A 12,647-nucleotide genomic window follows, 5' to 3' on the forward strand; every position below is an offset into this window, starting at 1 on the left:
TACGCTTCATAATGGAATGGTAGCCCGCATTGGCAATATAAAGTGTACCGTCAGGCGCGCAGATCGAACTCATCGGATTGTAATAGCCCGTGAGGGTCTGCTCGACGGTCACGCCAAATTCCGCACCTCCTCCACTATTCGACGGACTCCAGTCGAATTGCTGGTTCACCGATACGATGCGTGGTGAACCGTAGCTGATGGCCGGCGCACTGCTTGCCATGGGCTGTATCGCCTGTCCGGACGGAACGGAAAGGGTTTGCAGCGTCGTCCTATGGCTTTGGCTGTACAGATGTGCTTCCAGGGTGTCACGCTGGCCATGGACATGCCCCAGGAAGCTACAAGATATAGAGAGGACGGATAGCAGCTTAATTAGCTTCATAATATGGTCAATTTAAGGTCTATAATGGTATTGGTAGTTCCGAAGCACGTTCTTATCGAAGTCCAGCACGTCCTTCAGGCGCTGGAAGCCGTCATACTGGTAGTATTCCGTGATGCCCCGCGGATCGATCATGCTCGTCATGCCTACCAATGGTTTGTAGGTGTAGGTGGTGACCCGCGATTTTTGCAGATTAGCCCTAATTGTCTGGACGTAAGTATTGACCATGGCCTCACTTACGGTAGACAGGCTCAAGTTGTTGAGTATTGTAGTGGCCGCGCTGTGGTGTGCGGGAGTTGAGCCTCCGCCAAGGGCTGTCAATACTTCGGTATATGTGGCGTTCTCGATCTTAGCTACAGGATACTGGCCTCCGTAACCCCAAAGATACACTACTGGCGAAGCCGATTTTTCCCTTGACTGCACTATCCTCCCGTTATTAAATTTGAGAGTCAACCATTCATTATATCTAGTATCAAGGGTTATATTGAGATTATTATTTGTCGAGTTGATAAACTGCGAGCTAGGCTGAGAAAGCTCAAGTAACATAACGCCTGTGGGATAAACATGATTAACGCTAGAAGAAGGAAAAAAAGCATACCGATTAAAAACCGCGCTAATAGTTTTTCCTTTTTTGCTTTCAACCGTCTCTATTGGAACATTAGTGAAGCAATCATGTAATTCCCAAATCGGTTTGAGCAAATTATCTGCATTTTGCTTATTTCCCGCAAATACTGATTTATAAAGACTATTCTGTTCTGTAAAGTTGGTCCTACGACGGGTAATATACAATTGCCGAGCAGCCGCTTTACATTCCCGCATTTGATGGAAAGACCTAAATATACAATTGTAGTCGTTTCCGCACGTAGTGGTCCGCTGTTGATGCTGAATTTCACAAGTTTGGCAAGCATTAACATATGTTGTCCAACCATCAGAAATAGCATCTGCCTGGGGCATCCTAAAGTCGAAAGCATACTTATAATTCGTAATCCTTCTACCTTCACTATTATCAATACTTTTCTTTGTCATTTGACGATGATATGGACTCTCGAAAAAGAATGTGTCTATCGCCACAACACGTTCGTTTGGACCAGAACCATTCACTGTTGTTATTGTCTCAATCCTTTTCTTAAAGTAGCCTCGCAATGTATATTCAGTAAGCACTCCACGCTCAACCTTGAGAGCAGGCGTAAAAACTTTAGTACTATCATATGAGTAGAGATAGGTTACCGCTTTTCTTAATTTACCTTCGCTGTCAAAATGGTCTTCATCCTTTAGTTGACCACGTTGAAATTGAAAAGGGATGGGTGCAGCGGGAAAATTTGGGGCTAAGGGATCACATAGAAATGATACATCCGTATAGGCAAATTTCGTTGTTTCGCGTTCCCATGGGTTAGTGTTGTAATATCGATACACTGATTTTCCTTGCGCATTGTTATTATATGATACCGTAACCTCATCATACCCCACGTGGTTCCCTTGATAGTTCGACATTGGCGCGACACTATAGGGTGCCACCATGTGGGGAACACTGAGATTTGGACCTTCGACCGCGAGACACCCGTTGGGATGCAGATTAGGTGTATTGTCCACTCCTTCTCCTGAACGGAAACCATAGATCTTCACAACGTCATTTCTGAGACTCTGTATGTAACGAGGCCTTTCATACAAATAACCTGTAGAACGACCGTTAGTCTCGTACATATAAGTTTCAATTATGTCCGCCCCACCAGTACCCGATTTTTTAGTTATAGTTTTAACCCGTAGCCCCCCAACAATAGGATCTTGAACATCCGCGGAAACATACTTAGAAAAGGAAAGATACGCGCCGGTACTTGCGTTCCTACTGTCTCTAAACATGTTGAGTGTATAAGTCCCGGGAGGTATCGTTACAGTAGAAGTAACTGTTTCTCCTGCACCTACTGAAACACTACTGACAGTTACCCCGGTCGCTTTATTTTTTAAATTATAACTAGCTATTTGAGAACCTCCTATGCCTTCACTGGCATCATTTCTATAAATCACTTGATATTTAGCATTTCCCGTAAACTGTATATTGTCCCAAACCTTTGAATAGCTCCCATCCATTCCCACATGAAAACCGTGGGCATACTCTAAACTGTGTTTCACGGTATTTAGATATACCTTGTTCGGTTCGAAATCGAAAACTACAGAACCTTTTGTTGGATACACGATTTCCTTTATTGTACCGCCTTTCATATGCGGCCACTTAGCATCTCGCTTAGCGCCACGATAATGCTCGGTATAGATGTTTTTCGTAATGGTCGGGATTAAAGTAGTGTTGGTAGTTTCCGCATTATAGAATCCCCAATGGTCCTGACCTAAAGACAATCTTCTAGAAAGAAAGCTACTTTCATAGACAAATTTATATGGGGAAAAGCGCTCGTTTGCAGATCCGCATTCAACTAAACTGTCCAGCTTAAGTCTTTTTTTATCTGACACTATCGTTGAACCGGTGTAACGATCTAACCCTGCACCCAATTGACCAAATTGATCTTCAAAATAACTTGTGTAAAATTTAATTCTCTTAAAGATAGCAGCACTATGCGTCCTAATTTCTATTTCGTCTAGGGCTTTCGCTTCGGTATTAACGGACTCAGTAAACCCGTAACCACCTGCATTACTATTTCCCGATAAGTCTAAGCGTGCAACATTTCCGGGTTTAAAAATCAATTCACCATTGTTAAACGTGATATTAGCTAAGCGCACACCATCAAAATAATCCCGCACCAATTCATGCCCTTTTTGTAGTTGAATCTGATCAACATTAAATATCGGAAAAAGTCCTATATTATATACACTGTATTTTTCTGACACGTAGAGTAAGTCTATTTTATCGACTCTATCAAATGACTCGATTTTCGTTAGATACCAACTAGAGAATACAACGTCACTAGATAAGCCATTGTTAAATGTATATCTTCTAGTGACCTCAATCGGATACACATAGCCTGCCTCAGGTAGCTCCGTGGAATGCTTTCCAAAGTAATATTTTGTTCCCTCTTTCGTAGTTACAGTAAAGCCTTGAATATTTTGCTGCATCCCCAATATCCCCCCGTTATTGGCTAATCTAAAATTTGCCTCAATTTTGAGATCATCATTATTTTCAACAATAACCGCTGTTCGGTCATCATTAAAAAAGAATTTTCCTGAATAACCGTTAAAATTAAATGTAAATAGATCTGGCTCCCCATCTCTTTCTCCAGTCTCAAAGAACCTATCGTACGTCCTTCCACCGTCGCCTGTCAGAGTAAGATAGTTACTGTATCCATAATTTGTATAATGCCCGTACTGGCCTTTATGAGAATTAACCCCTTCATCTGGTATCCCTCTAACAGTCCTAGTAATCATCCCGCCAGCATTTAATGCCCAACCTGTTCCCACCCAACTGGCAGATTCTGTTACTTTTATCCCTCCTGCATGATAGCTTAATGAAATCGGAAGGTGTAAAGCACCAGACTCTATTGTATAGAGAGGAATATTAATAACAGGTACACCAGTATGCTTATTAACAGGTATATCTGCAAATTTTCCAAGTGACGCCGAATTTGGAGAAGAGATACTCACTCTAGTATAGTCAAGTCCTTGCGCTTTAACCAGTGTCCTAGGAAAAGCTATCAGGAACATCAGGATTAAAATTCTATAATTGGCTTTGATCTTCATGATTAATTTATAAATAACGGGTGGTTTAACTGCTAAACGATAAAAAAGATGTGTTAGTTATTATCTAAGATGCACTAGTATACAATTCATCAACCCAAACATAAACAATTCAACCTAACGTGAAAACAGTTGTAAGAATAAAAAATACAAACATCTGAAAATCAATATAATAATTTATAAATTATTAAGAAAGTTGTTAATAACACCATTTTGAATTAGTTCCTTACCAACTTATTCCCAAAACGCTTTCCTCATTATTTTTCCGCCATGTCTCCACGCATTTCCCAATTTTCCCTATATTTACTCCATAACTAATGTCATTATGAAGAAAGTTGCTATTGGTGCATTTATTAGCCTTATCTGTTGTTCATGCGCTGACTTTATAGAATACCCTTTGGAGAAAGAGCATGTGGAGCTTTTGGCTCCTGCCGATGGTATTGCATCCAAGGATACGGTACTCACGTTTTGGTGGGAAACGCACGAAGATGCCAAATATTACCGTTTGCAACTGGTACGTCCCGATTTTGAGAAAACCGAACAGTTGATAGCCGACTCCGTCGTACTGACCAACCAACTGACGCTGGAATTAAAAGCAGGCAATTATGCCTGGCGAGTTAGGCCAGAGAATGATGGCAGCGTGGGATTGTTCAAGCAGGAAAGAACGTTAAGGATCGATAAAGATGAAGAACAATAAGGCGATGACATATGTTCTTTTGGCGCTCGTAATCGGTATCTGGGGCTATGTCGTCTACACGATATTGGTAAAAGTGAGCGGAGACGATGGTAATATGCCAACCCTAGCTGTACGACCTGTCGTGGAGAGCGATCTCTCCTATTACCGCTGGAAGGATTCACTGGAATACGACACCTTGTATCATTCACCCTTTTCCGCAGAAGACCAACTGGTGGAATTGGTTACGGAAGAACCAGTATCCGACGGTGAATATCAGGTGTATCAAGAACCTTACGATCCGCTAGCCTATGCGCCGGCTATGGATGTACAATACCTTGGTTATATCGAAAACGAAAGCCAAAAACAACGTATAGCCCTGATACAGATTAACGGCAGGCAGTACTACATGCATCCAAAAGAACAGATTGATGGGGTAACACTTGTAAACGTCAACCCAACCGATATAGAGATAAAAACAGATTACCAAACCCTTACGATAACCAAGCAATGAAAGTGTATATTCCGTATAGCCTTCTCCTCTCCTGTTTTCTACTAACGGTGCAGGGAAGCTATGCACAATCGGAAATGGATTTACTGGAACAGATACAAAACCGCATCACCATTAACCATGATAATGGTGAAAAGGAGGTATTTACGGTGACACCAAAAACCACAAAAGCAAAATCGCATCGGCTTTACCATTGGTACCAGTCGCAACGGGTACAGCGGACCCAAGGGGGCTATACGGGAAAACTGCTGCACGGTAATTATAACCGTTATGCTGCGAACAAACAGCTCCTATTGCAGGGAACCTATAAAAAAGGGCTTGCCAATGGCGTTTGGAAAGAATGGCGTCCGAACCATCGCTTGGTGAAGGAAGAACGTTGGAGAAAGGGTCTACAAGATGGCAACGCTCGCCACTATGACGAGCAGGGCAACCTATTGCTGCGGGGAAAGATGAAAGCGGGTAAATGGCACGGCAAGGTATGGGCATTTGATTCCGGGGACAGTAGCTACCACTGGAATTATTACGACCGGGGAACACAGATGAGCCGGGAGGAATATACCCAGGCCAATCTCTTCCGACGTACAGGGCAATTTTTTGAACGGACATGGAACAATATCTTCCATAGAAAACCGGACGATGGCAATATAGTCGAATAAACGATGGTTAAAGCCTCTGCACTACATCTTGTTTTGGTCATTACACTGGTCATCACGGTGGTTTTAGGAAGCTTAATTTATCTCCATTTTTTTTACCGTGGGCAGCAACAAAAAATCGATCGCTGGGACGCATTAAAACAGGATATGGACGCAGGCACTTCCCTGGCACTCTCCACTTATTTTCCTTATACTCAACAAGGAGACAGCTTAATGCTATCGCCGATTACCCTGCGCGACAGCCTACGCATCGGAAAGAAACAATGGGGATTTCTAGATGCTGTAACTGTGCATAGTTGGCGCGGTGAGGATACGTTAAAGCGTAGCTTTTTATCGGGTGTGCAGCCAAAAGATTCGACCGTGTTGTATATTGTAGATGAAGACCGTCCGCTCTCCATCAGCGGCAAGACCGTTATACAAGGTACGGCATTCCTACCCCAATCGGGTATTCGGCCGGCGTTTGTCGACGGAGAATACTATCAGGGCATAGAAGAAATGGTCGACGGCCAGATCAAGGAAAGCGGCCAAGCGCTTCCGGCTTATGACACCGAGCGCATCGACGTTATTAAATCACGATACAAAGAAAACCTCCTCGAAAGCGCCGATATACCGTCGAACGGTTCTTTGCGCCATTCTTTTTTTGAAACGACGCGCTATTACCGTTTCCCTGTTGCTTCTTCACTGTTTGCGGATTCCGTATCGGGCAATTTGGTAATCTTGGCCGATTCCTCCATCCATATCTCGGCGCAGACCATATGGGAAGACGCCATTGTTATCGCACCGCACATCAAACTGGAAGATGATTTTACAGGAAAGGGACAGTTTTTTGCATTTGATTCCCTAACGGTGGGCAAAAACGTTGCGTTACGCTACCCCTCTGTTTTAGGGCTTTTAACAGCCGATAGCTTAAATGACCCACTAAGGATATCAATCGGGGAAAACAGCCGGATACAAGGGATGGTGCTACTGCACCGAGCGGACGTACCCGACCAGATGGATTTATTGGAACTCCAAAAGAATGTAACGGTGGAAGGTCAGCTGATCAGCTTTGGGCTACTTAAGTATACAGACCCGATGACCATCAACGGTGGTGTATACGCCTATCGCTTGATTACCCAGCGACCGAGCTCCCTCTATGAGAATTACCTCATCAGCCTGAACCTGGAACGCAATAAGCTCCACCCCTATTATATAGCTCCGTTCTTCTGGACTACAGATAAGCCTGCACCACAAAAAATCGTAAAATGGCTAAATTGAGTAGATACCGTAACCCATCATTCCAGGCCTCGACCTTGGTGGAGGTATTGATTGCACTGATCATACTGCTAGCTGTATTTGCAGCAGGGATGATGCTATTTACACGATTGGTCACTGCTTCTACCAGCAACCGCCAGACAGTAGTACGGGCGGAGCTAAAGCAACTCGGCAATGCCTTCCTTAGCAACGACTTCGGTACGCAAGAAATCAGAACAACCCAGGTTGCTGCCTATGAGGTAGAAGAGGAACTCACGCCCTACGCGGATCGTAAGCGGATACGGTTTTACGCTTATGACATCGAGCATAACAAGCTTTTAGACAGTTTAATCTTAATCCTTCCGGTCGATGATGAGGACACGCTATAAAGCTTTTACGCTACTGGAAATGACCATCGCTATGCTGATTGCCGCGGTCTGCATGGGCATCGCTTTTTATGTCCTACGTACCTTCACTCAGATGGGCGAAGCGCAACAGCGCGAAAAACAGACGGCTTTTCAGTTGCAACTTTTCCAGCACCGCATGCAAAGGGAATTTATGGAAGCGGATGAGATCCGGTTTATCGACAACACCTTGATACTAAACCAGAGCAACCGGCAGACACAGTATATTATTTTGGATTCTGCACTGATACGTACTCAACAAGACATAGCTACCGATACGCTTTATGGAAAGCCGGAACACCTAACGATAGCATATATGCGAGATTTGCCCCAGGAGATTGTCGAGGCCTGTCAGTTTGAGCTGCAGACGGGGAATGGGCGCTATCCTTTTGTGTTCCGAAAGGAATATAGTGCTGAAAATTTAATAAATTTACCTGCGGAACAGTAACTGACATGACCATGCCGAAAATTGATATTTCATCCTATAAAAAGAACAAAGCCCGGGCGGTTTCAACAGCGGAGACGGAGAGCAATGCAGGTTTTGATATCATGGCATGGTTGAACCGGGATATTTCCTTCGGGAACGGACAGCTCGCCGACCGAAAGAAGGAGGAGTTTTATCTGGAGTTTAGCACATTGCTACTGTCGGGCATCGATATCCGCACCGCGTTTGATCTGGTACTCATCGATCAAAAGAAAGGTAAAGAAGCTGATACGTTTACGGGTATTCGGGATGAGGTAGTCAAAGGCGCTACCCTATCGGCTGCGATACAACAAAGTGGAAAGTTCAGCAACTACGAGTTCCAGAGTATCCGTATCGGGGAAGAAACTGGAAAGTTGGGCGAGGTACTCCGTGAACTGGCGTTATACTACAAGAGTAAGATTGCCCAACGTCGTAAGATTATATCGGCATTGACTTATCCGATCATCGTGCTTTGCACATCTTTAGGTGCGGTGTTTTTTATGCTGAAGTTTGTTGTGCCGATGTTTGCCGATGTTTTTACGCGTTTTGGAGGTGAGCTCCCTTGGATCACCGCTTTTATCTTACGGATTTCTAATTTTATAGATAGTACCTTTCTGTGGGGCGTACTTCTCCTAACTACGCTCATCGTATTTTTGTACGTTAACCGCAAGAAGCTGTGGTACCGCAAATGGTCTTCCGTTATTATACTGAAGATACCCGTCGCCGGTGAGATCGTCCGCAAAATACACCTCGCCCGCTTTGCCAATACCATGCGCCTTTTGGTGGGAACCAATACGCCGCTCCTATACGCTATACAGTTGGTGGAACAGATGACCGATTTCTATCCTATCCAGCAGTCTATGCAGCAAACCGAGCAGGCGATTGTACGAGGTAAATCGCTCCACGAAAGCTTGGCCGGTTTCGATTTCTATCCGCCAAAGATCATCCAGCTGATCCGCGTAGGCGAAGAGGTGAACCGCCTCGAGTTTTTCTTCGAGAAGATAGCCAACCAGCTTACAGAAGAGGTGGAATACAAAACGTCGACGATTTCCACTGTCCTGGAACCGCTTATTATCATCTTTTTAGGGCTGGTTGTCGGACTGATCTTGATAGCGATGTATCTGCCGATGTTCCAGATGAGTAATAGTTTTTAATAGAATTACATTAGGGCTATCAAATTAATGCTATCCGTATCGTCTCGATACTGAGAGAAGGATACCTGATTTATAATCTTTCTGCATCAGGTCACGATTAATTGTAAATATTATTTTAAAATAAAAAGAAATATGAATACTTTTAGGAAGTATTACATATAAGTGACAACCATATTAACCAACTTTAAATGAAAAAAATCATTTTGTTTACCATTATACTTTTTATGATTAGTCGTGGAAATGCACAAATGACGCAATCGAATCCACAAATTCCTACTATGGCTTCTATAGGTAGTTTCTTCACTCCAGAAGTGGCGATGCATTCTGGATCGATGAATTATACAGTTCCATTTTACGAAGTACATCTTTTTGGTTATGAGCTCCCTATAGACTTTGTGTATTCGTACAACGGACTTCGTTACGGCGACGAGGCGTCTCAGGTAGGACTACATTGGAGCTTGAACATTCCTTCAATCAATAGGAGCGTTCTAGGGGAAGATGATTTCGATCAGACATCTGGATTTGCTTTCATTCCCACGGCAGACAGAAATATCGATAAAACGGATATACCGGATGTCTTCACAATCGATATACCAAATTATAGTGCTCAGTTTATCTTTTCTCCCTCGACACAAAATACAGCCACATCAGGTACAAAAACTGCCGAAATTTTGAACAATACCGGTAAAATCAGAACTATAACATATTATTTCCCTGCCAACGAGATTATTGCAGAAACGATGGACGGTGTACAATATACATTTTCCCAACGTGTAAATACACAAAAAAACGAAAACGACAATTACACTACTCAATGGAACATCCGAAAAATAACATTACAGAATAACAGTGAAATACACTTTAGTTATATATCACAAAGCTTAAAATTGAAAAATGTTATAACAAATAGCTATTTCTGGGGATATAGTCTTGGGGGAACACCGGTCTCGAACACTTTTGAAATTACCAATACGTATTTAATGGATGAAGTTTGTCTAGATAAAATCACCTGGGCAGAAGGCGAGATATATTTTAGTTATACAGACCGAACAGATCTCCATAGAAAGAGCGGAACGTCTTCTGCCAGAAAACTGGGTGAAATAAAAGTTTATAACCGAAAGAATGAACTTATAAGAGCTGGATTACTGAATCATTCTTATTTTGTGGGCACAGACAACATTGACTATAAATCAAAAAGATTAAAACTCGATGGGTTAACGTTATACGGAACAAGACTTGAACAAGCAAAGAAATATCTTTTCACCTACGACCCCTCAAATCTTCCAAATAAAAATAGTACTTATAAGTATTTTGGTTATGATTCCCTAAATGTTGTTTCCGCCGCTTTAAAAGAGATAAAACATCCGACGGGAGGATTAACCAAAATCCAATATGAACGAAACAGTTACGGGAATACGTTAACGGATATACACCATAAACATCTAGGTGCCCGTGTAGCCTCAATCGAGCACTGGGAAAATGCTAATGAAATATCGAGAAGAAAAAGATACGACTACAAGTATCCCAATGGGACGTCTAGCGGGAAAGTTCACAGTACCTATCGATTTGAAGTTACCGCAGAACCAGGTTCACCTTGGTATCGATATTCTACAGAAGACAATTGGTTCGCACCGGTCTACCAAACACAGATTGTTGGTTATGATATGGTTACCGTGATAGAAGAAAATCCGCTAGTTCCGGCTGAAACAATTAAAACCGAGCATTATTTTATAAATAATGCGACAACCTATCCCCCTTCCTCAAGCCATTCGACTTTTGCGATGGCTAAATATGACTATGCAAATGGTAATATCAGGAATATTAAGGCTTTAGAAACAGTTGGTTCCACGAGCACTCGCGTGGTTAAAGAACTTACAATGAACAACGAATTAATCCGAAACCCCAAGACTTTCCATTATTACTATCAATACCCTGGTACTTCTACTGTTTCGAGCTATTTGGCAAACATTGAACCAACAAAAATTCGCCCTCTTTCTATAACAGATCGTCATTCTTTCTTTGAGAGTAATAGTGAGATAAGTCCTCTGGATTCATTGGTTATAAACAAGGAATACAAATATGAAGCGTACGTTAGCCCTGGCGATTATGAGTTTTTACCAAAGGAAATTTCTGAACATACTCAGAATGGTCTTGGAAAAACTATGCTCATCAAATATCCACATAACTTTTCGCTCCCTTTATTAAAAAACAGGAAAACAGCCGTAGAAACACATATTAAATATGATGAAAGCGCCCTAATTGCTGAGGGGGAACTTCTCAATTTTTCTAACGCTTCTCAGCTAACTCCCAGTGAAACTTATAAATTGAGTAAATTGCCATTATCAAGCGTCCATCAGAGCGTGTTTAATAACATATCGCTCACATCAAAAGATGCCAACTTTATTAAAAAAAGCGTTGTGCATGACTTTGATCAATTCGGGAATCCCATTGAAGTCCAAAATTTAAATGAAGCTCCAATAGCCTATAGATACGATCCTACGGGAATTAATCTTGTTGCAAAAGTTGAAAATTGCAAAAGAGACGAATTTTATTACGAAAGTTTTGAAGAGCTAAATTCAGCGTTATCATTACCAACGGCCGTCGGAGAAAAGTATCGATTAGGCGATTTCACCGTTCCATTTATAAAACCTAATACAAGAAACTACATCATAGATTATAAATATCTAACAACATCTGGGAATTGGGAAAGCATAAGCAAACCGTACATAAATAATATGGTACTGACAGAAGGAGAAGGCATAGATGAAGTTCGGGTATACCCCCAAGGCGCGCAGTTGACAACATATACCTATAAACCACTCGTCGGTATGACCAGCAGAACAGATGCTAGAGGCATTACGGAACATTATGAATATGATGGTTTTGGACGACTATCCGCCGTAAAGGATTTCAGCGGGCACATTATCAAGACCTACTGCTACAATTATGCCGGCGAGCATGTTGATTGTTCTCCTCCACTAACAATATTTAAAAATATTGTCAAAAGACAAGATTTCAAGAAGAACAATTGCCCTACGGGTCAAAACGGTAGTGATGTTACCTATATTGTTCCGGCAGGAAAATATACATCTACAGTTTCCCAGGAAGATGCCGACGCGCAAGCACAAGATGATATTGATGCGAATGGTCAATCCTTCGCAAACCAGTACGGCTCCTGTAGCACCCCCACTCCTCCGACTTCGACATTGATTCTTTATAATAACACGGAGCAGGATCTTCCCAATGTATCCATCAGCTTGTGGCAGGGAACGGTACAGATAGGGACATACTTGCTTCCCGAAGATGCCGGTGGAACTGCGATTTATAGCAATATTCCTCCGGGAGTCTATCGTGTAGATACTCATATTACCGTTACGAATCCTAGTCAGTATACTTTTGAGCTTCCAACGTTAGGACTAAGCGGAACCGGAAACTCCAGTTTTAATCAAGTACAGCTTGTTGCAGGGGGTGCGTTGATAGTTGAATTGGAGTTTAATTAGAA

9 protein-coding genes are annotated in these 12,647 nt (G+C 42.4%); 8 read left to right on the forward strand and 1 reads right to left on the reverse strand.

Annotation, left to right across the window (positions count from 1 at the left end; all coding sequences use genetic code 11):
- Positions 1-391: 391 nt before the first annotated feature.
- The gene (locus C5745_RS15870; RefSeq protein WP_105717996.1) at positions 392-4,057 is read right to left on the reverse strand and encodes a hypothetical protein; all 3,666 of its coding nucleotides are present in this window, start codon (positions 4,055-4,057) and stop codon (positions 392-394) included.
- Positions 4,058-4,379: 322 nt separating this feature from the next.
- On the opposite strand from C5745_RS15870, the gene C5745_RS15875 reads away from it, so the two are divergent.
- From C5745_RS15875 to C5745_RS15910, 8 genes are all read left to right on the forward strand, one after another.
- Positions 4,380-4,751, forward strand: coding sequence for a hypothetical protein (locus tag C5745_RS15875; protein WP_105717997.1), 372 nt, complete (start codon positions 4,380-4,382; stop codon positions 4,749-4,751).
- Complete coding sequence (locus C5745_RS15880; RefSeq protein WP_105717998.1) at positions 4,738-5,241, forward strand: hypothetical protein; 504 nt, start codon at positions 4,738-4,740, stop codon at positions 5,239-5,241. Before C5745_RS15875 ends, C5745_RS15880 begins: the two co-directional genes overlap by 14 nt.
- Positions 5,238-5,894, forward strand: coding sequence for a toxin-antitoxin system YwqK family antitoxin (locus tag C5745_RS15885; RefSeq protein ID WP_105717999.1), 657 nt, complete (start codon positions 5,238-5,240; stop codon positions 5,892-5,894). Before C5745_RS15880 ends, C5745_RS15885 begins: the two co-directional genes overlap by 4 nt.
- A gap of 3 nt (positions 5,895-5,897) precedes the next feature.
- A complete protein-coding gene (locus C5745_RS15890; protein WP_105718000.1) occupies positions 5,898-7,148 on the forward strand; it encodes a hypothetical protein in 1,251 nt (416 codons plus the stop codon).
- Positions 7,136-7,513, forward strand: coding sequence for a type II secretion system protein (locus tag C5745_RS15895; RefSeq protein WP_105718001.1), 378 nt, complete (start codon positions 7,136-7,138; stop codon positions 7,511-7,513). The genes C5745_RS15890 and C5745_RS15895 overlap by 13 nt, the downstream gene beginning before the upstream one ends.
- A complete protein-coding gene (locus tag C5745_RS15900) occupies positions 7,494-7,976 on the forward strand; it encodes a PulJ/GspJ family protein (RefSeq protein ID WP_105718002.1) in 483 nt (160 codons plus the stop codon). Before C5745_RS15895 ends, C5745_RS15900 begins: the two co-directional genes overlap by 20 nt.
- A gap of 5 nt (positions 7,977-7,981) precedes the next feature.
- On the forward strand, positions 7,982-9,145 hold the full coding sequence (locus C5745_RS15905) for a type II secretion system F family protein (protein WP_243403374.1): 1,164 nt from the start codon (positions 7,982-7,984) through the stop codon (positions 9,143-9,145).
- Between the two features lie 188 nt (positions 9,146-9,333).
- Positions 9,334-12,645: a DUF5977 domain-containing protein gene (locus C5745_RS15910; RefSeq protein WP_105718003.1), complete on the forward strand. Its 3,312-nt coding sequence runs from the start codon at positions 9,334-9,336 to the stop codon at positions 12,643-12,645.
- Positions 12,646-12,647 lie beyond the last annotated feature (2 nt).

This window comes from Sphingobacterium haloxyli, assembly GCF_002980525.1.
Classification (GTDB): Bacteria; Bacteroidota; Bacteroidia; order Sphingobacteriales; family Sphingobacteriaceae; genus Sphingobacterium; species Sphingobacterium haloxyli.